The 24422-nt window shown below is 72.3% G+C and carries 23 protein-coding genes and 1 riboswitch; of the genes, 16 read left to right on the top strand and 7 right to left on the bottom strand.

What is annotated here, in order from left to right; genetic code table 11:
- Positions 1–36: 36 nt before the first annotated feature.
- The 8 genes from H9640_RS05870 to thiC all read left to right on the top strand — a co-directional run bounded on the left by H9640_RS05870 (position 37) and on the right by thiC (position 8322).
- The gene (locus H9640_RS05870) at positions 37–1020 is read left to right on the top strand and encodes a diacylglycerol/lipid kinase family protein (RefSeq protein WP_318243670.1); all 984 of its coding nucleotides are present in this window, start codon (positions 37–39) and stop codon (positions 1018–1020) included.
- Positions 1021–1432: 412 nt separating this feature from the next.
- Complete coding sequence (locus H9640_RS19410; RefSeq protein ID WP_263598732.1) at positions 1433–1567, top strand: hypothetical protein; 135 nt, start codon at positions 1433–1435, stop codon at positions 1565–1567.
- 237 nt (positions 1568–1804) lie between these two features.
- On the top strand, positions 1805–2233 hold the full coding sequence (locus tag H9640_RS05865) for a hypothetical protein (protein WP_191789799.1): 429 nt from the start codon (positions 1805–1807) through the stop codon (positions 2231–2233).
- Positions 2234–2746: 513 nt separating this feature from the next.
- On the top strand, positions 2747–3334 hold the full coding sequence (locus tag H9640_RS05860) for a hypothetical protein (protein WP_191789798.1): 588 nt from the start codon (positions 2747–2749) through the stop codon (positions 3332–3334).
- 151 nt (positions 3335–3485) lie between these two features.
- Positions 3486–4508, top strand: coding sequence for a peptidoglycan-binding domain-containing protein (locus H9640_RS05855; protein ID WP_191789797.1), 1023 nt, complete (start codon positions 3486–3488; stop codon positions 4506–4508).
- Entirely contained in the window at positions 4499–5134 is a 636-nt protein-coding gene (locus tag H9640_RS05850; RefSeq protein ID WP_191789796.1) for an ABC transporter ATP-binding protein, read from the top strand. Before H9640_RS05855 ends, H9640_RS05850 begins: the two co-directional genes overlap by 10 nt.
- Positions 5131–6423: a hypothetical protein gene (locus H9640_RS05845; protein WP_191789795.1), complete on the top strand. Its 1293-nt coding sequence runs from the start codon at positions 5131–5133 to the stop codon at positions 6421–6423. Before H9640_RS05850 ends, H9640_RS05845 begins: the two co-directional genes overlap by 4 nt.
- A 122-nt stretch (positions 6424–6545) precedes the next feature.
- Positions 6546–6655, top strand: a riboswitch (TPP riboswitch).
- Complete coding sequence (gene thiC, locus H9640_RS05840; protein ID WP_191789794.1) at positions 6646–8322, top strand: phosphomethylpyrimidine synthase ThiC; 1677 nt, start codon at positions 6646–6648, stop codon at positions 8320–8322. It overlaps the preceding riboswitch by 10 nt.
- A gap of 102 nt (positions 8323–8424) precedes the next feature.
- Here thiC and H9640_RS05835 read toward each other — a convergent pair whose 3' ends face one another.
- The 4 genes from H9640_RS05835 to H9640_RS05820 form a co-directional block, all read right to left on the bottom strand.
- Entirely contained in the window at positions 8425–9087 is a 663-nt protein-coding gene (locus tag H9640_RS05835) for a response regulator (protein ID WP_191789793.1), read from the bottom strand.
- Positions 9084–10511, bottom strand: coding sequence for a sensor histidine kinase (locus H9640_RS19590; protein ID WP_191789792.1), 1428 nt, complete (start codon positions 10509–10511; stop codon positions 9084–9086). The genes H9640_RS05835 and H9640_RS19590 overlap by 4 nt, the downstream gene beginning before the upstream one ends.
- A 91-nt stretch (positions 10512–10602) precedes the next feature.
- Entirely contained in the window at positions 10603–11496 is an 894-nt protein-coding gene (locus H9640_RS05825; protein WP_191789791.1) for a hypothetical protein, read from the bottom strand.
- On the bottom strand, positions 11496–12209 hold the full coding sequence (locus H9640_RS05820) for an ABC transporter ATP-binding protein (RefSeq protein ID WP_191789790.1): 714 nt from the start codon (positions 12207–12209) through the stop codon (positions 11496–11498). Before H9640_RS05820 ends, H9640_RS05825 begins: the two co-directional genes overlap by 1 nt.
- 303 nt (positions 12210–12512) lie before the next feature.
- Here H9640_RS05820 and H9640_RS05815 point away from each other — a divergent pair, with 303 nt between their 5' ends.
- On the top strand, positions 12513–13238 hold the full coding sequence (locus H9640_RS05815; protein WP_191789789.1) for a TetR/AcrR family transcriptional regulator: 726 nt from the start codon (positions 12513–12515) through the stop codon (positions 13236–13238).
- A 38-nt stretch (positions 13239–13276) separates the two neighbouring features.
- On the opposite strand, the gene H9640_RS05810 is transcribed toward H9640_RS05815, so the two are convergent.
- Positions 13277–13936 carry a DUF4190 domain-containing protein gene (locus H9640_RS05810; RefSeq protein WP_318243669.1) on the bottom strand — a complete coding sequence of 220 codons (660 nt, stop codon included), beginning with the start codon at positions 13934–13936 and terminating at the stop codon, positions 13277–13279.
- The gene (locus H9640_RS05805; RefSeq protein WP_191789788.1) at positions 13933–14562 is read right to left on the bottom strand and encodes a DUF4190 domain-containing protein; all 630 of its coding nucleotides are present in this window, start codon (positions 14560–14562) and stop codon (positions 13933–13935) included. The genes H9640_RS05810 and H9640_RS05805 overlap by 4 nt, the downstream gene beginning before the upstream one ends.
- A 293-nt stretch (positions 14563–14855) precedes the next feature.
- Here H9640_RS05805 and H9640_RS05800 point away from each other — a divergent pair, with 293 nt between their 5' ends.
- Both H9640_RS05800 and H9640_RS05795 read left to right on the top strand, forming a co-directional pair.
- Positions 14856–17078: an NTP transferase domain-containing protein gene (locus tag H9640_RS05800; protein WP_191789787.1), complete on the top strand. Its 2223-nt coding sequence runs from the start codon at positions 14856–14858 to the stop codon at positions 17076–17078.
- Between the two features lie 81 nt (positions 17079–17159).
- On the top strand, positions 17160–19616 hold the full coding sequence (locus H9640_RS05795; protein ID WP_191789786.1) for a GH36-type glycosyl hydrolase domain-containing protein: 2457 nt from the start codon (positions 17160–17162) through the stop codon (positions 19614–19616).
- 84 nt (positions 19617–19700) lie between these two features.
- On the opposite strand, the gene H9640_RS05790 is transcribed toward H9640_RS05795, so the two are convergent.
- The gene (locus H9640_RS05790) at positions 19701–20492 is read right to left on the bottom strand and encodes an exodeoxyribonuclease III (RefSeq protein ID WP_191789785.1); all 792 of its coding nucleotides are present in this window, start codon (positions 20490–20492) and stop codon (positions 19701–19703) included.
- A 115-nt stretch (positions 20493–20607) separates the two neighbouring features.
- Between H9640_RS05790 and H9640_RS05785 the strand changes: the two genes are divergently transcribed.
- The 5 genes from H9640_RS05785 to H9640_RS05765 all read left to right on the top strand — a co-directional run bounded on the left by H9640_RS05785 (position 20608) and on the right by H9640_RS05765 (position 24253).
- Entirely contained in the window at positions 20608–21375 is a 768-nt protein-coding gene (locus tag H9640_RS05785; protein WP_191789784.1) for an SDR family NAD(P)-dependent oxidoreductase, read from the top strand.
- Between the two features lie 24 nt (positions 21376–21399).
- The gene (locus H9640_RS05780; RefSeq protein ID WP_191789783.1) at positions 21400–22119 is read left to right on the top strand and encodes a hypothetical protein; all 720 of its coding nucleotides are present in this window, start codon (positions 21400–21402) and stop codon (positions 22117–22119) included.
- Positions 22120–22129: 10 nt separating this feature from the next.
- On the top strand, positions 22130–22714 hold the full coding sequence (pyrE, locus tag H9640_RS05775; RefSeq protein ID WP_191789782.1) for an orotate phosphoribosyltransferase: 585 nt from the start codon (positions 22130–22132) through the stop codon (positions 22712–22714).
- Between the two features lie 38 nt (positions 22715–22752).
- Positions 22753–23514 (top strand): hypothetical protein, encoded by a 762-nt coding sequence (locus H9640_RS05770; protein ID WP_191789781.1) that lies wholly within the window; start codon positions 22753–22755, stop codon positions 23512–23514.
- Positions 23515–23656: 142 nt separating this feature from the next.
- Positions 23657–24253 (top strand): LemA family protein, encoded by a 597-nt coding sequence (locus tag H9640_RS05765; protein ID WP_191789780.1) that lies wholly within the window; start codon positions 23657–23659, stop codon positions 24251–24253.
- The last annotated feature ends 169 nt before the right edge of the window (positions 24254–24422 follow it).

Below are 24422 nucleotides of genomic sequence, written 5' to 3'. Positions count from 1 at the left end.
TCGGGCGAGCGGGCGCGGCGCACGACATACTCAGGTGTGAACCCGTCCCAGGAACAAGCGCCCGAGACCGCCGCCCAGCAACGCCTCGACCACGCGCCGCTCCGCTCGGCCGTGATCGTCAACCCGAATCGCGTCGAAGGCCTCGACGAGCTCCGCAGCACCATCGAGACCCAGCTCGCCGACGCCGGCTGGCCCACCCCCGCCTGGCTCGAGACGACCGCGGAGGACCCCGGCACGGGCCAGGCCCGCCAGGCCGTGGAGGACGGTGCCGAGGTCGTGTTCGTGAGCGGCGGCGACGGTACCGTGCGTGCCTGCATCGAAGGGCTCGTCGGGACCGACGCCGCCCTCGCGGTCCTCCCCGGAGGCACCGGGAACCTCCTCGCAGGCAACCTCGGCATCCCGCCCCGTCCCGAGGACGGCATCCGCCTCGCGCTCGACCGCGGCCGTCGGGCCGTGGACATCGGCGAGGTCGACGGGCAGGCCTTCGCCGTCATGGCCGGCATGGGCCTCGACGCCGCGATGATGGAGGACGCCCCGACCGCGCTCAAGGCCAAGGCCGGGGTGCTCGCGTACGTCGTCTCCGCGTTCAAGCACCTCGCCGACGACGAGATGAAGGTCGAGGTGCGCGTCGACGACAGGCCGGTGCTGCGCCGTCGGGCGCGGACCGTGGTCGTCGGGAACGTCGGCAAGCTCCAGGCGGGCGTCAACCTGCTGCCCGACGCCGAGCCCGACAACGGCCAGATGGACGTCGCGATCATCGCGCCCCGCAACCTCGGCCACTGGGTACAGCTCCTCGTCGGCGTGCTGCGCGGCAAGGGGCGCGTCCCCAACATGGAGGTGCTGCGCGGGTCGCGGATCTCCGTGATCTCCGACCGGCCCCAGCCGCGCCAGCTCGACGGCGACGTGATCGAGCCCGCGAAGAAGCTCGAGGTCAGCGTCCGCGCCGGGGCGCTGTGGGTGTGCGTGTACCAGCCCGACACGTCGGACGACATCGCGGAGGGGGCGCCGGCCGAGGGCTGATCCCCTCCCCGAGCGGTAGGGCGCGTCAGGGCGCGACGACGGCAGGACAGGTGTGGGCTGAGTGGAGGCCGGACGGCACGGCGGGCACGGGGAGACGCGCTCCCCGGGACGTGCTGAGGCGGGTGGAACGACGGTGTACGACGAGTCATGGGCGTTCACCCCGCCGAGCCCGGCATGGTGTGGTGCCGAGCCCGACGACCTGGGCGCGTCTACGTGGTTACCAGGTCGTACGTCCAGTTCAGATAGTGAGAAGTCCTGACGAATCCCTTGTGGGATGGTGCCGGGTCCTGCCAGCCTGGCTCCGCAGGGGCTTCTCAAAGCGGCGTCGTGCTCCGCGTACCTTCACCCGGGTGAGAACACGCCCGGGTACGCGCTGGTGACGAACTACACCTGCGGGGGTGCGAAGGCTGGAATGACCTACCAGAACCCCGCCACCGGCACCAAGGTCACGACGTGGCCGGCACTGTGGGCGGGTCCGGGCCAGAACTCCAAGACCGGCACTGTGAACTCGTCCTGGGTGACCAACCGGCTCGTTGCATTTGCCTGATTCACCAGTAGTAGCTGAGTTGGCGTAGAGGCGGCCGACGCGCCCAGGGGTGCGTCGGTCGCTCCAGGTGTGGATGGAGTGGTGATCTGAGTGCAGCGAATGTGTTGGACAGGGGCAGCGATAGCGACGGTCCTGATGCTGGGGGCGTGCTCTACTGACGGCACGTCCGAGGGCCCTGAGGCTTCTCCGTGGGAGCCTGATGTTCGTGCGCTCGCGGAATCCACGTCTATCGATCTGGTGCGCCACATCGCCCAGGACGGAACGCTCGAGGAGCACGAGTACCGGGAGGTCCAGGACGCGTTCATCGCCTGCATGGGTGACCGTGGGCTTGCGGTCGAGACCTGGGTTGACGAGTTCGGTGTGGAGTCATATCAGACCGAAGGGGAATACACCGAGGAGCTCAAGTCCGTCCAGGACGAATGTGAGATCAGTGTGGGTCTCCGGGAGGTCGTGCCGCTCTACACGGTGATCACGACAAACCCGAACAGGGTGGACTTCAACGAGCTCATCGCGCAGTGTCTCCGCGAGTTCAAAGTCGTTGACGAGACGTACACCGGTGAACAGTACGCACAAGACCTCAAGGACCAGAACCTGCCGGGCACGGGTTCGCCAGAGTCGTCGCTATGCCTCACCGATCCCCTGCAGGCGATGGAAAACCGAGAGTGATCCGTGGGCGGCGACGCCCACGGGGCAGCGGGCCGGAGGCGCAGGCGGGCGTGAACCTGCAGCGGGCGCCTTGGAGAGCTTCAGAAACCAGACGGTCAGAGACTCAACGCAGATGAGGGTGTTGGGCTGGTTGGCTGAGTCGGGTCGGGGAGGGGACGAGGTCCCCCAGGATGCGGGTTCTCACACTGCCCGTCCGGAAGACCTCGACGTACCTGACGCGAATACTGGCAGGCTCGCGGGAGCCCGCAGAACGAGGACGTGCCGCAGGTAATCGCGGACTGCCTGGTCTGCGGTGGGCAAAGGGACACAACAATGAGGAGGCGAGTCCAGAGCAGTGAGGCCTCCGGCGGCGCCTCGAGGGGCGGAGCGCGATGGAACCGTCGGCCGCTATCGTGCGTGCTCAAAGCAGCGGGCAGCTTCCGCGTCGCAGGGGTCGCACACCTGGGGGGAGAGCACATGCTGAGGACTGTTCGACGACGGGGGGCGGGGGCGTCGCTGGGGACCGCTCTGGCGGTGGCCTTGGTGACCGGGTGCTCGGGTGAGTCCGAGGTGCGCAATCCTTACGCGGCCGAGTTCGCCAAGGCCCGCGATGAAGTCACCGCAGAGGTTTCCCGAGCGATTCTCGAGGACGACGTCATCACCGCCGCCGAGTACGACCAGGTCAAGGACGAGTCGGTCCAGTGCATGCGGGACCAGGGGCTCGCGGCCAGTCGCACCCAGGAAGGCGGGGTCAAGGTCGAGGGCGTCGGCTCGACCTGGGACACCCCGCAGGACCAGCTCGACGCGGATCGCGCGCGCAGGGAAGCGATCATGGCCGAGTGCGAGGAGAAGGTCGATCTCGCCGTGCTTGAGGCCCTCTACTGGGCGGTGGCCGACAACCCGGAGAACACGGATCTGATGCAGGCCGTCGCCGACTGCCTGGTCCGCGGCGGTCATCGCGACGAGGGCTATGACAAGGCGGACTACATCGAGGAGATGTCGAGCTACGGGACCGGCATGAACGTCGCCGACGACGGTTCGACGACAGAGACTCCGGGAGCGCTGGCCGGGCAAGCGCCACCTCTTGAGATGACGGCCTGCGAGCGGGACCCGGAGCAGTAGTCCCCGACATCACGACGTCGACATCACGACGTCGACATCACGACATCGCACACCCCGGCAGCAACCACGCATGCGCACCACCCGAGGAGCAGCAGTGACCAGAGATCGACGCCCCGCCCGGCCCAGGGCCGCAAGCTCAGGAGCGGCCCGCGTGGGCGCGCTCGCGCTCGCGGCGGTGGTGCTGCTCGCGGGGGGTGTCACGGCGGGCATGGCGTTGGCGCCGCAGGCGGAACCGCAGAGCGTGCGGAGTGCGACGCCACCCGCAACCGTTCCGGTCTCGCGTCAGGTGTTCGACGACGCCCGCAAGGTCAAGGTCACCCCGGTCGTCGCGGAGGAGGGCACGCTGTCCGTCGCGGACCAGGGCAAGGTCACGCGCTCGGTGTGCGCCCCGGGGGCCGTGATCGAGTCGGGATCGAGCCCGGCCACGGTCGACGACCGTCCGGTCGTGGCGCTCGCGACGTCGATCCCGTTGTGGCGGGACCTGGCTCCCACGGCCAAGGGCGACGACGTGAAGGCCCTGCAGGTCGAGCTCACTCGCCTCGGGCACAAGGTGAGCGCGGACGGCACCTACGGCGACACGACCAAGGCCGCCGTGACCAAGCTGTTCAAGGCTGCGGGCGTGGCCAAGCCGACCGGGGACCTGCCGGTGGCGTCAGTGCTGTGGCTGCCTGCGTCGTCGGTCACGGTCAAGGCGTGCGAGGTGCCCGTGGGAGCCGCGACGTCCGAGGAGGCGTTCGCGACGACCGCCGGGACGCTGGTCTCGCTCGGCCTGTCGGACACTCTCTCCAACGTCACGCCCGGGGACCGCGTGCTGCGCCTGGGCGAGCTGAGCGCACCGGTCGGGGAGGGCGGTGTGGTCACGGACCCGACGTTCCTCGAGGCCGTGCGCGGCAGCATGGAGTTCGCCGGGTGGCAGCGCACCGAGGGGTCCGAGCCGTTGACGCTCGAGTACGTGCTGGCCGCGCCTCTCGACGTGTCGGTCGTGCCACCGGGGTCGCTGTTCGCGCTGAGCGGTGCGACCGGTTGCGTGAGCGCGGACGGCACGGCGTACCCCGTGACGGTCGTCGCGTCGAGCCTGGGGCAGACCCTCGTGACGTTCGACGGCCTCGACGCGGCGGCCGCTCCCACCGAGGTCAAGCTCACCTCGCAGGAGGAGGGCCAGACGTGCCGGTAGGGGGCAAGCGGCTGGTCGGGGCGGGGTTGGGGCACGCGTTCCCCGGCACCGGGCTGCTCTTCGCCGGACTGGACCTGGAGATCGTGGCGGGCGAGGTGGTCGCGCTCGTCGGGCCCTCGGGCAGCGGCAAGTCGACGCTCCTGAGCATCGTCGCGGGCTGGGAGCGCCCCACGCAGGGGCAGGTCGAGCGCGTCGGGGTCGCCACGACGGGGTGGGTCTTCCAGAACCCGCACGGTGTCGCGCGTCGCGCCGCCCTCGACCACGTGGTGCTGCCGCTGCTGGCGCGCGGACTGCGCCGCCCCGACGCCGAGGACCGGGCTGCCGAGATCCTGGCGCGCTTCAACCTGACGTCGGTCGCCGACCGACCCTTCCGGGCGCTGTCGGGCGGAGAGGCCCAGCGGCTCATGCTCTCGCGTGCCGTGGCCCTGGCCCCGGATCTGCTCCTGGTCGACGAGCCCACCGCGCAGCTCGACCTGCGCACGGCCGCGACAGTCAACGAGGTCCTGGCCGGCATCGCCCAGGACGACTCGATCGTCGTGGTCGCCACGCACGACCCGCACACGCGCGACGCCTGCACGCGCGTGATCGACCTCGCCGACTTCCAGTCCGCGGAGGTCGCGGCGTGACCGCCACCGAGCAGGGCCCCGTGCCCGACGGCGCGGCGGGACCCGGCCTGGCCACGTCCCCGGGCGCCTCGCACCGTCCCGGTGGCGCACAGCCCCTCGGTCAGGTCACGGGTTCAGCAACCCCCACCGTGCCCGACGGCGGAGCGCACCTCCGCGCGGAGGCGAGTGGCGGCGTCGGGCCGGGGGAGAAGCCCGCGCGACCAGTGCGGGCGCGTGCCATGCGGGCCGCGTCCGTGGTGTCCGAGGCGTGGCGGAACGTCGGGTCCGGCACGACGCGCGCGACCTTGTTCGCGGCGGTGCTCGTCGTGGTCGTGGGGGCGCTCGCCGCGGTCGACGTGCGTGCGGTCGCGGGCGTGATCGAGGGCGCCCGTGAGTACCGGGACGCGGGCGCGAGCGTGCAGATCCTCGAGGCCACCGGGCAGGTCGACGGGGCACGCTGCGAGGCCCTCGCAGGGGTCGACGGCGTGAACGCCGCCGGAGCCCTGCGGACGGGGGATCCCGTGCGGGCGCTCAACCTGCCGTCGAGCGAGCTGACCGGCTTCGAGGCGACCCCCGGGCTGCTCGGCGCGCTCGACCGCGGCCGGGTCGCCGGGGCGGGACTGTGGCTGTCCGCGGACCTGGCCGAGGCGCTCGGCGCGTCCGCCGGTGACTCGATCGCGACGAGCACCGGTCCCGCGCGGGTCGGCGCCGTCTACCCGTACCCCGACGACGGGCGCGACCGCGCGCTCGGTTACGCAGCAGTCGCGCCGGTGCCTGCGGCGGGACTGTTCGACTCGTGCTGGGTCGAGATCTGGCCCGTGGAGCCCGAGACGGCGACGCTCCTGCGCACGACCATCGTCGCCGACTCAGCCTCCGAGGTTCAGCCCACCCAGAAGCAGCTCAACGGCCGGCTCGGCGCGACGTACGACGCGAGCGCCGAGTTCAGGGATCGTCTGACGAAGCCCGCGCCGATCGCCGCCGCCTTCCTGGGGTTGGCCCTGGGCTTCGCCGCGATTCGTCTGCGCCGCCTCGAGCTCGCCGCAGCCCTGCACGCCCGGGTCCCGCGCTCGGCGCTGACCTGGCAGGTGCTCCTGGAGACCGCGGCGTGGACCGGTGCCGCCGTGATCGTGACCGTTCCGGTGCTGTGGTGGCTCGCCGCCGATGCCGGCCTTCCCGCCGACCACCTCAGCACCTGGGTCATCGGCATGCGGACCGTCCTCGCGGGAGCGGGCGCGGTGCTCGTCGGAGCGGTCGTCGGGGCGCTCGCGACCCGGGAGAAGCACCTGTTCAAGTACTTCAAGGAGAGGTGACGGACCTCGACGCTGGGTGAGCCGGGCTGATCGCGGGACGCCCGCGCCGCCGTCGTGCAACCTGCGCTACGGTGACGACCGCACCACCCAGCACCACCGCACCACCAGCACGACCCACAACTCCACACACCCACGGGAGCTCGCAGCAGCGAGCTGAGAGGGCGGCTCAGCGCCGCCGACCGTTCGAACCTGTTCGGATCATGCCGACGTAGGGAGAGAGCAATGAGCTCTGAGACCGCTGTGCCCGCGCACACCATCACGACCGGACCCATCGCCGGGTCTGCCAAGGTGCACCACCCGGTCCCGGGCGCGGAGCACCTGCGCGTCCCCGAGCGCCGCGTGCTCCTGAGCAACGGCGAGCACCTGGACCTGTACGACACCTCGGGCCCGTACACCGAGGTCGACGACCCGGCGGCGTTCGACCTCGCGGGCGGGCTGCCCGCGCTGCGGGCGTCGTGGCTGCGGCCCGACGCCGTCGCCACCGAGCACGGCACGGGCGGCGCCCGCACGCAGCTCGCTTGGGCGCGGGCCGGGGTCATCACCGACGAGATGCGCTTCGTCGCGGCGCGCGAGGGCGTCGACGTCGAGCTCGTGCGGGACGAGGTGGCCCGCGGCCGGGCCGTGATCCCGGCCAACCGCCGGCACCCCGAGATCGAGCCCATGATCATCGGCAAGGCGTTCGGCGTGAAGATCAACGCGAACATCGGCAACTCGGCCGTGACGTCCTCGATCGAGGAGGAGGTCGAGAAGATGGTGTGGGCCGCGCGCTGGGGCGCCGACACCCTCATGGACCTCTCGACGGGCAAGGACATCCACGAGACCCGCGAGTGGGTGCTGCGCAACTCCCCGATCCCCGTGGGGACCGTGCCGCTCTACCAGGCGCTCGAGAAGGTCAAGGGCGACCCCGCGAGGCTCACGTGGGAGATCTACCGCGACACCGTGATCGAGCAGGCCGAGCAGGGCGTCGACTACATGACCGTGCACGCGGGCGTCCTGCTGCGCTACGTCCCGCTGACCGCGCGCCGCGTCACGGGCATCGTGTCCCGGGGCGGCTCGATCATGGCCGCCTGGTGCCTCGCGCACCACCAGGAGTCGTTCCTGTACACGCACTTCGCAGAGCTGTGCGAGATCCTGCGCGACTACGACGTGACGTTCTCGCTCGGCGACGGCCTGCGACCGGGGTCGATCGCGGACGCCAACGACGCGGCCCAGTTCGCCGAGCTGCGCACGCTGGGCGAGCTGACCAAGGTCGCGAAGTCCTACGGCGTGCAGGTCATGATCGAGGGTCCGGGGCACGTCCCGATGCACAAGATCGTCGAGAACGTGCGCCTCGAGGAGGAGCTGTGCGAGGAGGCGCCGTTCTACACGCTCGGCCCCCTCGCGACCGACATCGCGCCCGCCTACGACCACATCACGTCCGCGATCGGGGCCGCGATCATCGCCCAGGCCGGGACCGCGATGCTCTGCTACGTCACGCCCAAGGAGCATCTGGGGCTGCCCGACCGCGACGACGTCAAGACGGGCGTCATCACGTACCGGATCGCGGCGCACTCGGCCGACCTCGCCAAGGGGCACCCGCGCGCGCAGCTGCGGGACGACGCGCTGTCCCGTGCCCGGTTCGAGTTCCGCTGGCACGACCAGTTCGCGCTCTCCCTCGACCCCGACACCGCGCGCGCCTTCCACGACGAGACCCTGCCGGCCGAGCCCGCCAAGACCGCGCACTTCTGCTCGATGTGCGGGCCCAAGTTCTGCTCGATGCGGATCTCCGCGGACGTGCGCGAGTACGCCGAGAAGAACGGCCTGACCTCGGTCGAGGCGATCGAGGCGGGCATGGCGGAGAAGTCGAGCGAGTTCACGGACGCGGGCGGCCGGGTCTACCTGCCGGTCGCGGGCGGCTGAGCCGCCGCCCGGCCACCTGCCCGACCGCTGAGTGCGGAGTACTTGTCGTCGAACGAGCCGATCGACGACAAGTACTCCGCACTCAGCGGGGGCCCGGCGTGTTCAGGGGGTGCCGGGCGCCGCGATCCCGTGCTCGTACGCCCACACCACGAGCTGGACGCGATCGCGCAGGCCCGTCTTGGTCATGATCCGGCTCAGGTGCGACTTCACGGTGCTCGCCTCGAGGAACAGTGTCGAGGCGATCTCGGCGTTCGACTGCCCCCGGCACAGCAGCGCCAGGATGTCGTGCTCGCGCGAGGTGAGCAGACCTGAGGCGACGTCGTCCGGGGACGCGGGGGACCGCCGTCGGGCGAACTCGTCGATCACGCGCCGCGTGAGCGTGTGGTCGACGAGCCCCTCGCCCGACGCCACGCGCCGCACCGCGTCGACCAGGACGTCGGGCTCGGCGTCCTTGAGCAGGAACCCGCTCGCCCCGGCCTCCAGGGCGCCGAACACGTAGTCGTCGAGGTCGAACGTGCTCACCACGAGCACCGGGACCGGGTCGACGACGCCGGGACCCGCGAGCGCGCGCGTCGCCGTGATGCCGTCCCCGCCGGGCATGCGGACGTCCATGCACACGACGTCGGGGCGCTCGCGGCGTGCGACGCGCACGGCGTCGGCCCCGTTCGACGCTTCGCCGACGACCTCGAAGCCCTCGCTCTCGAGGATCACGGTGAAGCCTGCGCGGACGACGGCCTGGTCGTCGACCAGCACCACTCGGGTCATGGGGCCTCCTGCCCGACGGCGGAGCCCGGCTCGTCCGCGGACGTCGCCGAGCGCTGGGGGATGGTGGGGGACACGGGGTCGACCGGCCGGGGGACCGTGAGCCGGACCCGCCAGCCGTCGCCGGGCACGGGGCCGGCGTCGAGCGTCCCGCCGACGAGGTGCGCGCGCTCGGTCATGCCGATGAGGCCGTGGCCGGGCGGGGCCGGGGCGGCAGGGGCGCCGGGCGCTGGGCTGCCCGGCCCAGGCGGCCCGGCCCGGCCACCCGAGCCGATCGCCGCGACGGGCAACCGGTTGGTCACCGTGACGACGAGCGCGGCCTGCTGGTGGTCGGTGACGACCTCGATCGCGCGCCCGGGCGCGTGCCGGCGCGCGTTGGTCAGCGCCTCCTGGAGCACGCGGTAGACCGTGAGCTGGACGGCGGGGGACAGGCCGAACGGCTCGCCGAGCCGCACGTCGCGCACCTCGGCGCCGGCGCTGCGCGCGAGGTCGAGCAGCTCGTCCGCGTCGTCGAGCGTGGGCTGCGGTGCGGCCGGTGCCTCCTCGCCCGGCTCGCCGGGGCCGGTCTGCGACGAGCTGCGCAGGATGCCGACGACCAGGCGCAGGTTGTCGAGCGTCTCGCGTCCCTGGGTGCGGATCCAGCGCATCGACTCCTTGGCGCGCTCGGGGTCGCGGTCGACCAGGCGCTCGGCCGCGGCCGCCTGCACGACGATCCCCGACAGGTGGTGCGCGGCGACGTCGTGCAGCTCGCGGGCCATGCGGCCGCGCTCCTCCAGGACGGCCTGGGCCGCGAGCATGTCGCGCTCGCGCTCGGCCTGGGCGACCCGCCCCCGGAGCTGGGCGAACAGCTCGCGGCGCGTGCCGACGTACGCGCCGACGAGCGCCGAGGCCACGTACGTCAGGAGGGCCGAGGCGAGACCTCCCCAGACCTGGACCGCGACCGGCGTGGGGCCCGCCGAGGTGATCGGCACGGGGCCGCCGAGCACGAAGCCCAGGAGGACCTGCACGCCCGCGGCCGTCCCGGCCGCCCACAGGGCCGTGCGGCGCGGCGCGTACGCCCCGACCGAGTAGGCCGCGACGAGTGTCGCCGGGGCCTGGAACGAGACGAGGGCGGGAAGGACGGGCACGAGCGCGACCTGGCCCACGACGACCAGCGCGAGCGCGAGCAGCGGTGCACGACGGCGCAGCGTGAGCGCCATGGCCTGCGCGACGACGATCACGATCGCCGCGACGCGGCCACCCGTGGAGAACCGCAGGGAGTCGGGCGCCCCTTCGACCAGGATGCCGAGGTCCGTCAGCGCGACGCGCTCGATCACCAGCAGGAAGCCGACCGTGAGGACCGCGACGACCGCGCCCAGCAGGGCGTCGCGGCCCGTCTCGGTACGGATGCCCAGGGCGGCGAGCCGGCGGTGCAGGGCGTCGAGCACGAAGGTTCCTCTCGGGTCCGGGCGGGCGGGCGGTGTCGGCGGCGCCGTCGGGCACCACGGTACGTGGCCGGGGCGCCCGACGGACGACGCGTCAGACGAGGTCGCGGCGGCGGAACGTCACCGCGCCCGACCCGAGCGCGACCGCGACCCAGGCGACCAGTCCCAGCACCGCGACCCCGACGCCCATCGGGGCGAGGCCGCCCAGGACCGACGTCGCGCTCTGGCCGGTCGACGCGAGCGACCCCAGGCCCAGCGGCAGCCACGCCGCGGCGCTCGACGTGCCACCCGAGAGCAGCACGACCGCGGCCTGGACCAACGGCTCGACCACCACGAGCCCGACGACGACCAGGATCGCCGCGACCTGCCCGCGGATCAGCGTCCCGATGCCCAGCCCGAGCCACGCGAACAGCACGAGGACCAGCAGTCCGCGCCCCCACACCCCCAGGACGTCGCCCGCGTCGACCATGAGCTGCGCGCCGGGCGTCGACGCGACGGCCGCGAGAAGGCCCAGGGCCGTGAGCACCGCGAGCGCGGCGCCGATCACGAGCGCGACGACCGCGGTCGCCCCCGCCTTGCCCGCGAGGACGCGCAGGCGGGACGGGACGACGAGGGCCGTGGGGACGATGCCGCCCGTGCGGAAGTCGGTCGTGACCGCGAGGACGCCCAGCAGCAGCATGCAGATGACCGAGACCCCTGCGGAGCCCGAGCCCGCGGGGCCGTTGCCCAGCAGGTCCAGCATCGCGCGCTGCACGGGCGCGGCGCCCAGGTCGGTCAGCCCGGTGAGGTCCGGGGCGAGGTCGGCCGTCATCTCGGGCGAGGCCTGGAGGCCCACGGTGGCGCCTCCACCCAGCCCTTCGAGGCTCGACAGGACGCGCGGCAAGGCGATCGTCAGGGCCTGGACGAGGATCATTCCCGCGAGGGCGACGATCCCCAGGACCCAGGGCGTGCGGGTCGTGCGTAGCTTGAGCAGCTCGGCGCGGAACATCAGCGCACTCCTTCGGTCTCGGCGGTCAGGTTCAGGTAGAAGTCCTCCAGGGACTCGCCCCGGACGAGGTCCGTGAGCGGGCCGTCGGCGATGACCTGGCCCTGGCCGATCACGACCAGGTCGTCGGCCACCTGCGTGACCTCGGCCAGGACGTGGCTCGCGAGCAGCACCGCCCCGCCGCCGTCGGCGAACGAGCGCAGGACCTCGCGCATCCACCGCATGCCCGCGGGGTCCAGGCCGTTCGCGGGCTCGTCGAGCACCAGGACCTGCGGGTCGCCCAGGAGCGCCGCGGCCAGCCCGATGCGCTGACGCATCCCGAGCGAGTACGTCCGGACCCGCCGGTCGGCCGCACGGTCCATCCCGACGAGCGCGAGCACCTCGTCGACCCGCCGGCCCCCGGTCCCGCCCGCGGTCGCGAGGACCCGCAGGTGGTCGCGGCCGCTGCGGCCCGGGTGCAGGCCGCCCGCGTCGAGCAGCGCGCCCACGGTCGAGGCCGGCTTCTCCAGGGCCGCGAACGGGCTGCCCTGGATCGTCGCGGTGCCGGCGCTCGCGGACGCGAGCCCCAGCAGGACGTTCAGCGTCGTCGTCTTGCCCGCGCCGTTGGGGCCGAGCAGCCCCACGACCCTCCCGGGCTCGACGGCGAAGCTCACGTCGCGGACGGCGTCGAACGTCCCGTAGGACTTGCGCAGGCCCACGATCTCGATGGCTGGCATCGGGGGATCCCCTCTCCTCCGGTCGTGCGGCAGGGTGCCGCGCGCCGTGCCTCCAGCCTGTCTTCCGGGTGGTCGTGGGCGCTTCTGGCGGAAGGGGGAAGGTGGGTTGCGACTTGCGGTGGAACGGCGGTGGCGGCGGCGGGCGCCACGGGTCCCGGCAGCGGTTCCCCTGAGAGCGCTCACACCGACACGGCCTCGGGGCGGTGGTCCCTGAGTCACCCGGCGTCGAGAGTGGAACGCGACGGGTCGCCGCCGTCGGCGGCGCTACGCTCGCGGGGAATCACACTTCATGGGGGAGGGCACATGCCCAGCACGACGTCAGACCTGCACGCCAGCGGCCCGGCCCGCCCGACGGCGGAGCCAGCCTCCCGGGGGGACGCCCGCCGCGACGGCCCCGGCCCGGGAACCGGCGCAGCGCCTCGCGGCTATGCGAAGGGGCGCGCCAAGCGCGACGAGATCATCGAGGCCGCGACGGGGCTCTTCGGCGAGGTCGGCTACCACTCGGCCTCGCTGCGCGAGATCTCCTCGCGCGTGGGGATCTCGCACCCGGGTCTGCTCCACCACTTCCCCACCAAGGAGATGCTGCTCCAGGCGGTGCTCGAACGTCGTGACGAGGCGGACTTCGCCCTGTTCGCCCAGGACCGCGAGGAAGGGCTCGACTACTTCGAGTCGCTCGTGCGGGTCGTCGAGCGCAACGCGGCCCGGCCGGGCATCGTCGAGCTCTTCTGCATCCTCTCGGCCGAGGCGACGTCGCCCGACCACCCGGCCCACGCGTACTTCCAGCGACGCTACGACGGTGTCCTGGCGCGCATCCGGGACGAGGTCTCCCGTCGCGCCGCGGAGGGACGACTGCGGCCCGGGATCGACGTCACCGCAGTGTCCAGGGCCCTCGTCGCCGTCATGGACGGGCTGCAGGTGCAGTTCCTGATCGAGCGCGGGACGCCGCGTCCGCCCGTCGACATGGTGGCCGGCCTGCGCTCCTACCTCGCGCTGATCCACGTGGACGAGGACCCGGTGCCCGAGGACTGACCTCGCCGGGCACACGGGTGGGTCTCCTCCCCGGGGCGTCAGCCGATCAGGGAGCCCTCGGTGAGTGCCGCGGTGCTCGCCACGCACAGCCCGGTCCGGTCGCCCCGCGCCCAGGACGCCTCGGACGGCGACCACACGACCAGCTCGACGCCGTCCGTGGGCGCGTCCGCCGACAGCACCGCGGGCGAGCACACCCGGGACACCCGGGCGTCAGCCACGTCCTGCCCCGGCCACCCCGCGTCCGCGGCGAAGTCGGTCCGCGCGACGACCTGTGCCTCGTGCGGGTCCGCGCAGGGTACGACCCGCACCGTGGCGACCTCGCCGTCGTCGGGCAGCTCGGCCAGGCAGTTCCCCAGGACGAGCTGGCGCGCGTGCGCGGACCGGGGCTCGCTCACGTCGGTGGGCAGCGGTGCCGTCGCGGCCTTGCCGACGAACAGCGCGACGAGCACCGCGACCGCCGTCAGCGTCACCGCGACCCCCAGGGCGATGCCCGCCCAGGCGAGGCCCACGCCACGGGTCCCGTCCCGCCGGATGCGCGCGAGCGCGGCCGCCCCGACCCCGACACCGACCGGGCCGAGCAGCAGCCCCGTCGCCACGGCGGCGACGGCCAGCGGTTCGGTCCGCGGGGCAGGGGGCTGCCAGCCGGGTGCGTAGTAGACGTCCGGGTCGTACTCGTGCGGGGAGGGCGGGCTGCTCACCAGGACCCCATCATCGCGAAGAGCCACAGCACCACGAGGGCGGTCGCGACGGCGCCCACCGCGATGCCCGTGATCGCGAACCCGCGGCCGGTCGTCCCGTCGCGCGAGATCTGCTGCAGCGCCACGATGCCCAGGATCAGCCCGACGACCCCGGGCACCATGCAGAAGGCCAGGCCCACGAGCGACGTGATCATCGACGCGAGCGCCAGGCCGTTCTGCCGTGGCGGGGGAGCGAACGAGGCGTCCCACGACGGGGTCGGCCAGCCCGGCTGCGGGCCGTAGCCGGTCGGGTGGCCGGGGCCGTACGCGCCGGGGTAGCCCGGCGGGTACGAGAGGGCGGACGGATCGGTCCCGTACGCCCCCGGCGGGCTCCCGTAGACAGGGGTCCCGGGGGCCCCGTACGGACCGTAGGCCGGGTTGCCCGCGGGCGGAGGCGTCGTCGGGAACCCCGGGGCCGGGGGCGCGTACGGGTCCGCCGGGGCGGGGGCGTCGTCCGACCCGGTCGGGAGGCGGTACGGCACGAGCGGGGGTTGGCGTGACGCTCCGCCGGGCGAGTACGGGGGGACCGGTGGCGCGAACGGATCCTGGTCCGGGGTGTCCGAGCCCTGCGGTGGAGGTGACGTCATGGGAGAACCGTAGCCATGACCCGCGACCGCTGCCGAGACCCCCCACTGGGCACGGCCTCGTCGGTGCGCGCGGGTTCCGGACGAATATTTTGTGAGGATTCCACCCCAAAGCCCCCGGAGGCCTTCGGGAGGGCCGTTGGCGCGTCTATGATCGGTGGTGGTACCGGGCTTCCGCGGACCCTCGCACGAGGGATTTGGAAGGAGTCGTGCTTTTTTCGCTCGCCTCTCTGGTGCCCTACCGAGCGTGGTCTGCACGGGCCGCGCACGACGCATCACCGAGCAGTGAGGACGTCATGACCCTGCCACAGGCCGCACAGGCTCCCGCCACCACGAACGATCGAGCGGCGGTGGTCCTCGCCGCAGGCCACGACGACGCCTCGCGCGAGCTCATCACGCGCCCGCTCGGAGACGCGACGGTGGTCGAGCTCGCCGTCGCGAACGTCCGCAAGGTCGTCGCCGACGACCGCATCGTGGTCGTCGTGGCCCCCGGCGACACGACGGTGCGGGGACTGCTCGGCGAGGGGCTGCGGTACGTCGAGCAGCAAGACCTGCCCGGGACGGGCGGTGCCGTGCTCGCGGCCCGTGCCGCGGTCGAGGCGCTCGGGCGTCCCGCGAGCGAGGTCCTCGTGGCTTACGCCGACACCCCGCTCCTGCGGTCCGAGTCCCTCCTCGGGCTCCTGACGCGCCACACGCTCAAGGCCGCCGACCTGTCGCTGCTCGCGGCCGTCGTGACCGAGGACCTCCCGACCTACGGGCGCATCGTCCGCCACGACGGCGAGATCACGGCCATCCTCGAGGAGGAGGACCGGCCCGCCGACGCGCACCCCGACGGGGAGCCCATCGAGGTCAACGTGGGCGCCTACGTCGCAGCCCCCGACCTGCTGTTCTCCGAGCTCGAGGCCATGGTCGCCGGAGGCGAGCACCGGCTCACCGAGCTCGCCCGCCGCGTCATCGCCAAGCACAAGAGCATCTCGTCGTACCGGATCTACGACACCGACGAGGTCCGGGGCATCAACACCCCCGAGGAGCTCCAGGAGGCCGCGGACATCCTCCTCAAGCGCCTGTTCATGCCCAAGAAGAACACCGACACCAAGATCGTGTTCGGCACCGGCGGGTGGCGCGCCATCATCGGCGAGGGCTACACGCTCGCCAACGTGCGTCGCCTGTGCCAGGCGATCGCGAACGAGACGGTCCGCAAGGGGATCGACGGCCTGGGCGTCGTCATCGGCGGCGACCGCCGCTTCCTCTCGCGCGAGTCGGCCATCGCGGCGGCCGAGGTCTTCGCGGGCAACAACATCCCGGTCACGCTCCTGCCCGACGACGTCCCCACGCCCCTCGTGACGTTCGCCGCCCCGTACCTCGGCGCGGCCTACGGCATCATCGTCACCTCGAGCCACAACCCGCCCGAGTGGAACGGCATGAAGGTGTTCCGCCAGGACGGCTCGCTCCCCCTCGACGACGAGACGGACCGCTACCAGGACGAGGCCAACGCGCTCAGCGTCGACGACGTCATCACGCTCGACCTCGCGGTCGCCCGCAAGGCCGGGCTCGTCGTGGACAAGGTCCTCACCGAGCCCTACGTCGACGCGATCGAGAAGATCGTCGACGTCGACGCGGTGCGCGGCTCGGACCTGCGCGTGATCGTGGACCCCATGTACGGCACGAGCCAGCTCACGCTCGGCACGATCCTCAACGACATGCGCGTGCGCTCGGAGTTCATCCACGCGTCGCACAACCCGCTGTTCGGTGGCATCGCCCCCGCACCGGACCTGCAGCGTCTGTCGACCCTGATCTCGATGATCCAGCAGGGTGGCGGCCGCTACGACCTCGGCATGGCGACCGACGGTGACTCGGACCGCATCGGGATCGTCGACGAGACGGGCGAGTACATCTCGACCAACGACCTCCTGCTCCTCCTGTACTGGTACCTGCACGAGTTCCGCGGCGAGAAGGGCGGCGTCGTGCGCAACCTCGCCACGACCCACCTGCTCGACCGGCTCGCCGCGCACTTCGGTGAGGAGTCCCGCGAGGTCAAGGTGGGCTTCAAGCACGTCACGGCCGGCATGGAGGAGATCGGCGCCGTGCTCGGCGGCGAGTCCTCGGGCGGCCTCACGGTCCGTGGCTGGATCCTCGGCAAGGACGGCATCTTCGCGTGCGCCCTGGTCGTCGAGATGCTGGCCCGCACGGGCAAGAAGATCTCGGAGCTGCGCGAGATGATCTACGAGATCACGGGGCGCCTCTACACGCTCGAGGCAGGCGTGGACTCCACGCCGGAGATGCGGGTGGCCGTGCCGCGCCGCCTCGAGGCGGACCCGCTCACGCGCATCGGCCCCTACCCGGTCGTGAGCATCTCGCACCTCGACGGCACCAAGATCGTCCTCGAGAACGACAACTGGGCGCTCCTGCGGTTCTCCGGGACCGAGCCCGTGCTGCGCATGTTCGTCGAGGCGGACTCGCCTGAGAAGGCCGCCGAGCTGCTCGACTGGCTCAAGGGCTTCGTCACCGCAGGCGTCTGAGTCTCCGGGGTCCTCGGACCCCGGAGGGTCGGCCCACCCCCACCCCACCCGCACCTCTCACCGACAGGAACCGACCCGACGATGCGCTACGGCCACTTCGACACCGCTCGTGACGAGTACGTCATCGAGCGCCCAGACGTCCCCGTCTCGTGGACGAACTACCTGGGCACCAAGGACTTCTGCACCGTGCTCTCGCACAACGGCGGCGGCTACTCGTACTACAAGTCGGCGCAGACGGGCCGCATCTCGCGGTTCCGCCAGAACGGCGTCCCCCTCGACCGTCCGGGGCACTACGTGTACCTGCGCGACGAGGCCGACGGCGACTTCTGGTCGGTGTCGTGGCAGCCGGTGGGCAAGCCGCTCGCGGCCGACGGCGACCCGATCGACCCCGCGGGCGGTGCCGGTCGCTGGACGACGCGCCACGGCCTGAGCTACTCGACGTTCGAGGCCCAGTACAAGGGCATCGACGCCCAGCAGACGATCTTCATCCCCCTGGACGACGACGTCGAGATCTGGGACGTGCGCCTGACGAACACGACCGACGAGGTCCGTGAGCTGACGGTCGGGTCGTACGTGGAGTTCTCTTTCCACACGATCACGATCGACAACCAGAACCTGCAGATGTCGCTCTACTCGACGGGGTCGTCGTACGAGGACGGCATCATCGAGTACGACGCCTACTACGAGCCGTGGACGTTCCACTACTTCGCGTCGAGCGAGGCGCCGTCGTCGTACGACTCGCTGCGCGACAACTTCATCGGCCCCTACCGCTCCGAGGCCAACCCGATCGCGATCGAGCGCGGGCACGGCTCGAACGAGAGCGCGACGACGCAGAACCACTGCGGCTCGCTCCAGCACAAGATCACGCTGCAGCCGGGTGAGACCAAGCGCCTCGTCTACATGCTCGGCTACGGCTCGCGCGCCGAGGCCGGCCGCGCGATGCAGGCCAAGTACGCGGACGTCGCGACCGTCGACGCCGAGCGTGCGCGCCTGGCCGCGTACTGGAAGGCCAAGCAGGACAAGCTGCGCATCCGCACGCCCCACGAGGGCATGAACACCATGATCAACTCGTGGACGCTGCTCCAGGCGGAGACCTGCGTCGTGTGGTCGCGCTTCGCGTCGTTCGTCGAGGTCGGCGGCCGCAGCGGCCTGGGCTTCCGCGACACGGCACAGGACGTCATGAGCGTCATCCACACCAACCCGACCAAGACGCACCAGCGCATCGTCGAGCTCCTGCGTGCCCAGACGGAGGCGGGCTACGGCCTGCACCTGTTCGAGCCCAAGGCGTTCGACCCGGACGCGCCCAAGCTCCCCGACGTCCCGTCGCCCACGATCGTCCCGACGCCCGACCCCAAGGACCTCATCCACGGGCTCGAGGACACGTGCTCGGACGATCACCTGTGGCTCGTGCCGTCGGTCGTCGAGTACGTCAAGGAGACCGGTCGCCTGGAATTCCTCGACGAGGAGATCCCGTTCGCCGAGGGCACGCCCGCCACGGTGTACGAGCACCTGACGCGCGCGCTCGACTTCTCGAGCGAGCAGATCGGCCAGAACGGCGTGGCCCTGGGGCTGCGTGCGGACTGGAACGACTGCCTCAACCTGGGCGGCGGCGAGACCTCGCTGGTCACGTTCCTGCACGCGTGGGCCATCCAGGCGTTCCTCGAGGTCGCACGGCACCGTGCGGTCGCCGGGGACGAGAGCGCGGCCGCCGACGTCGCCAAGTACGAGGCCGAGCTCGAGCGCATCGCGAAGGTCGCCGACACCCAGCTCTGGGACGGCGCCTGGTGGATCCGTGGGTACACGCGTGACGGCGTGAAGATCGGCTCGAACGACAACGACGAGGGCAAGATCTTCCTCGAGCACCAGGCGTGGCCCGTCATCGCGGGCATCACGACGCAGGAGCGCGGCGAGGCGTCGATGGACTCGGTGCGCGAGCTCCTGGGCTCGGAGTACGGCAACCACCTGAACTGGCCGGCGTTCACCAAGGTCGACGACACGGTCGGGTTCGTGACGCGCGTGTACCCGGGCATCAAGGAGAACGCGGCGATCTTCTCGCACCCGAACGCGTGGCCGATCATCGCCGAGGCCATGCTGGGCCGCGGCGACGAGGCGGTGCAGTTCTACGACGCGATCCTGCCGTACAACCAGAACGACAACATCGAGGTCCGCGGGGCCGAGCCGTACGCGTACGTGCAGTTCCTGTACGGCCGCGACCACGAGTGGTTCGGCAAGGCGCAGAACCCGTGGCTCACGGGTACGGCGGGCTGGATGTACACGGCCGCGACGAAGTACATCCTCGGTGTGCGCCTGGCCCTCGACGGCCTGGTCGTCGACCCGTCGATCCCCAAGGACTGGGACGGCTTCGAGGTGCGCCGTGAGTGGCGTGGCGCGGTCTACGAGATCGAGGTCCGCAACCCGGACCACGTCTCGAAGGGTGTGCGGTCGGTGACGCTCGACGGCGAGGACCTCGACCCGACCAAGCCGGTCCCGGTCCAGCCCGCGGGCTCCGAGGTCAAGGTCGTCGTGACGCTGGGCTGAGTAAGCCTCCGTTGCCGAACACGGGGTTGGGGTCGTTCTGGGTCTCAGAACGACCCCAACCCCGTTCTCGGCACCCGTGGGGAGTCAGTCCGAGAAGTCCACGATCACCGGGACGTGGTCCGAGGCGCCCTTGCCCTTGCGCTCGTCGCGGTCGATCTCGACGCCCGTCGCGCGGGCCCGCAGCGCGGGGGACAGGTAGGCGTAGTCGATCCGCATGCCCTGGTTCTTGGGGAAGCGCAGCTGCTGGTAGTCCCAGTACGTGTACTTGTGCTCCTCGGGGAAGAAGTCGCGCGTGACCTCGGTGTACCCGGCCGCCGTGAACGCCGCGAAGGCCTCGCGCTCGGCCGGGGAGGTGTGCGTGTGCCCCGCGAACACGGCCGGGTCCCACACGTCGGTGTCGAGCGGCGCGACGTTCCAGTCCCCGACGAGCGCGACCTGCGCGCCGGGGTCCGCCTCGAGCCAGCCTGCGGCCTGGGTGCGCAGGTTGTGCAGCCACTCGAGCTTGTACGGGTAGTGGGGGTCGTCGAGCGCGCGCCCGTGCGGCACGTACAGGCTCCACACGCGTACGCCCCCGCACGTCGCCCCGATGGCGCGGGCCTCCAGGTGCGGCTCGGCCCCGAAGTGGGGCTGGGTCGCGAACCCGGTCTCGACGTCCTCGATCCCCACGCGCGAGGCGATCGCGACGCCGTTCCACTGGCTCAGCCCGAAGTGCGCGACCTCGTACCCCGCGGCCTCGAAGACCGCGTGCGGGAACTGGGCGTCCTTGCACTTGGTCTCCTGCAGCGCGAGCACGTCGGTGCCCGAGCGTTCGAGGAAGGCGACGGCGCGCTCGGCGCGGGCTCGGATCGAGTTGATGTTCCAGGTGGCGAGACGCATGGCGACAGGCTATCCGGGGTGACCCACGCGTCCCGCGCCCCGGGTGCGGGACGGTGCGCGACGTCGTCGGGCGTGCGGGTCTCGCGACCGCCCCGCGCCCCCTAGGCTGGGGCCCATGGCGACTGCACTGATCACCGGCGCCAGCGCCGGCCTGGGGCTCGAGTTCGCGTGGCAGCTGGCCACGGCCCGTCACGACCTGGTCCTCGTCGCGCGCGACGAGGAACGCCTCGAGCGTGTCGCGCAGCAGATCCGTGCTGCGGCCGGCGTGCGGGTCCAGGTGCTCCCGGCGGACCTCTCGGTGCCCGACGACGTCGCGCGCGTCGCAGCGCGCCTCGCCGTGGCGCAGGAGGACGAGGCAGGGCAGCGCCCCGTGGGCCTGCTCGTCAACAACGCGGGCTACGCGGTGCACCAGCGGTTCGTGGGCGGCGACGTCGACGCCGAGGTCAAGGCGCTCGACGTCATGGTGCGCGCGGTCCTCGTGCTCTCGCACGCCGCCGCCGGCCAGATGACCGAGCGTGGGCGCGGCGCGATCCTCAACGTCGCGTCGGTCGCGGCGCTCACCGCGAGCGGGACCTACTCGGCGGCCAAGGCGTGGGTGCGGACCTTCACCGAGGGGCTCGCGGTCGAGCTGCGCGGGACGGGCGTCACGGCCACCGCGCTGTGCCCCGGGCTCACGCACACCGAGTTCCACGAGCGCGCCGGGATCGACTACACACAGCTCCCCGAGGTTGCGTGGTTGAACGCCGACCGCGTCGTGGCCGCGGCTCTCGCGGACGTGCGCCGCGGCGTCGTGATCTCGACGCCGTCGCTGCGGTACCGGCTCGCGTCGGGGCTGCTGAAGGTCGCGCCGCGCGCGGCCGTGCGGGCGTTCGAGGGGCGCTAGGGGAGTGCGACGCAGGAGGCGCGCATGAGCCGCGAGTCCGTCGTCGGGCTGGTCGTGCTGAGCGTCCTGCTGGTGCTCGTGGTCGCGGTGGCCGTGCTGGCCGTGGTCGCCCGGCGTGCGCGCCGGGACGCGCAGGACGCGCTCGTGCGGGAGCTGGGCTGGGAGCCTGCGCCGCCCGACGAGTCCCTGCTCGACCGCTGGAAGGGGGCCCCGTTCGACGTCCAGGACCGCGGCAGGGTCGAGGACCTTCGCCGCGGGGCCGTGGACGGCCGGCCGCTCGTCACGTTCCGGTACGCGTGGCGCTCCGCCGCGACCATGGCAGGACGCGGGCGCCCCACGATGGTCGAGTGCCAGGTCGTGGCCCTCGACGTCCCGTGGGACGTCCCGACGGTCGAGGTCGTGCCCGTGGGGTACCGGCAGCCGTCGGTCCAGCGCGTGGTGGGCCGTGAGGTCGTGTTCGACGACCCGGCGTTCGCCTCGACCTGGACGGTGCGCGCCCCCGACGAGCTCGCTGCGCACGACCTCCTGACGGAGGCCGTGCGCCAACGGCTCCTGGACCCCGCGTACGTGGGGTCCCGTCTGCGCTTCGAGGGCCGCGCGATCCTGTCCTGGACGGACGGTACGGCGCCCGTCGAGGACGTGCGTGACCTCGCTCTCCTGCTCGCCGGTGTCCTCGCTCACGTTCGGGCCCCGGAGCACCCGGAGGGCGAGAGCCCGCGGCCCGCGGACGCGTCGGACCGCTAGCCTTGACCTCATGACCGAGACCTCCACGCACCTGTCCCCGACGCCTCGCGAGCAGCTTCGCGACCTGATCGCCGAGCTCGCGATCGTGCACGGGAAGGTGACGTTGTCCTCCGGCAAGGAGGCCGACTACTACGTGGACCTGCGCCGCGTCACGCTGCACCACCGTGCGGCCCCGCTCGTCGGGCACGTCCTGCTGGACCAGCTCGAGGAGGTCGGGCTGGGCACGGCCGAGGTCGACGCCGTGGGTGGCCTGACGCTGGGGGCGGACCCGATCGCGACCGCCCTCCTGCACGCCGCGGCCTCGCGCGGACAGGACCTCGACGCGTTCGTGGTGCGCAAGGCGGCCAAGGCGCACGGCATGCAGCGCCAGATCGAGGGCCCGGAGATCGCAGGGCGCCGCGTCGTCGTCGTCGAGGACACGACCACGACGGGCGGCTCGCCCATCACGGCGATCGAGGCCGCGCGGGCCGCGGGCGCCGAGGTCGTGGGCGTCGCGACGATCATGGACCGCGACACGGGCGCGCGCGAGAAGATCGAGGCGCTGGGCGTGCCCTACCACTCGATCTTCGGCCTGACCGACTTCGACTTGGCCTGACCGGTCCGTCTGACGGCGGACGCGGCCCGGGGGGAACGATGGACGGCTCGTGGTTCGTGGTCGGGATGGCGCTGCTCGCGGTCGCGGGGGTGCTCGTCGGCTGGTGGGGGCACCGGGCGCGCGTCGCGCTGCTCGAACGGTGGGCTGCGGAGAACGGTTGGGAGCACCATGGTGCCGACCCTGCGCTGGCTCGCCGGTGGCGGGGCACCCCGTTCGACGAGGGGCGGTCGCGACGGGCGACCGAGGTCCTGACGGGCCCGTACGAGGGACGCTCGGCGCTGTCGTTCACGTTCAGCTGGACCACGGGTTCGGGCAAGGAGTCGACGACGCACTCGGCGCACGTGGTCGCGCTGCTGCTGCATGCCTCGTTCCCCACGCTCCAGCTCACCCCGGAGGGGCTCGGCGCGAGGCTGGCCAAGGTGTTCGGCGGGCAGGACGTCCAGCTCGAGTCGGACGCCTTCAACCGTGCGTGGCGGGTCCAGGCGAGCGACCTGCGGTTCGCGCACGACGTGCTGCACCCGCGCACCATGCACCGGTTGCTGGAGGCGGACTTCGAGCGGCGGTTCCTGCGGATCGAGGGGGACGCGATCCTCGCGTGGACGGGCGGGCGGACGGTCCCCGACAACGTCCTCCCGACGCTCTCGCGTCTGGCCGTGGTGGTCGACGCCGTCCCGGACTTCGTGTGGCTGGACCGGGGCGCGGTCCCGCCGTGCCGGGGACAGCAGGCGTCGCGCGGCCCGCGCGAGGTGCGTCCCGAGCCGGAGGCCGGGGCGCCGCCGTGGGGCACGCCGTCGCCGTGAGCCGTGCGGTCCGGCGAGCGGCTGCGCCGCTACGATGCACCTACCTTCCGCGCCGCCCGACGGCGTCTCGCGCCCGGTCCGTCAGGTCCGGTCGTGCGGTGCTCGGGCGAGCGGTCCGACCAGCTCAGCCCAAGGGGGCAGCATGACAGGCGGCACCATCGCCTTGATCGTCATCGGCATCGTCGTCCTGATCGTCCTGTTCTGGGCGGTCGCGCAGTACAACGGCTTCGTCCGGCTGCGGAACCTGGTGCAGGAGTCCTGGCGCCAGATCGACGTCGAGCTGCACCGACGCCACGACCTCATCCCGAACCTCATGGAGACCGTGAAGGGCTATGCCGCGCACGAGCGTGGCGTGTTCGAGGAGGTGGCTGCCGCTCGATCGGCCGCGGCGGGCACCGCGACGGGTCCGGCGGACCAGGCGGCCAAGGAGAACCAGCTCACCCAGGCCCTGGGGCGGCTCTTCGCGGTGGCCGAGGCCTACCCGCAGCTGCGCGCGAGCGAGAACTTCGGTCGGCTCCAGGACGAGCTGACGAACACCGAGGACCGCATCGCGGCCGGCCGCCGGTTCTACAACGCCAACGTGCGCACGCTGAACACCAAGGTCGAGACGTTCCCGGCGAACGTCGTCGCGAAGATGTTCGGCTTCCAGCGCGCCGAGTACTTCGAGGTCGAGAACCCGGCGGTGCGGAACGCGCCCCGGGTCGACTTCCACGGGAACGGGCCGATCGTCGACCGTTGAGCAGCGAGCCCTCGGGCCCCGGAACGACGCCAGGGACCGAGGGCGGAACGCGGGGGGGGGGGGGGGGGGGGGGGGGGCCCCCCCCCCCGGGGGGGGCCCACCACCATCGAGGCTAGGGTGCGCGGACCCCTCGGCGACATGGGGTGTTCCCCCCATCTCGCCCTCGGGG

Source organism: Oerskovia gallyi (assembly GCF_014836745.1).
Lineage (GTDB): Bacteria > Actinomycetota > Actinomycetes > Actinomycetales > Cellulomonadaceae > Oerskovia > Oerskovia paurometabola.
Note: the sequence above shows the minus strand (reverse complement) of the source record. Positions and strands in the feature narration are given on the sequence as shown.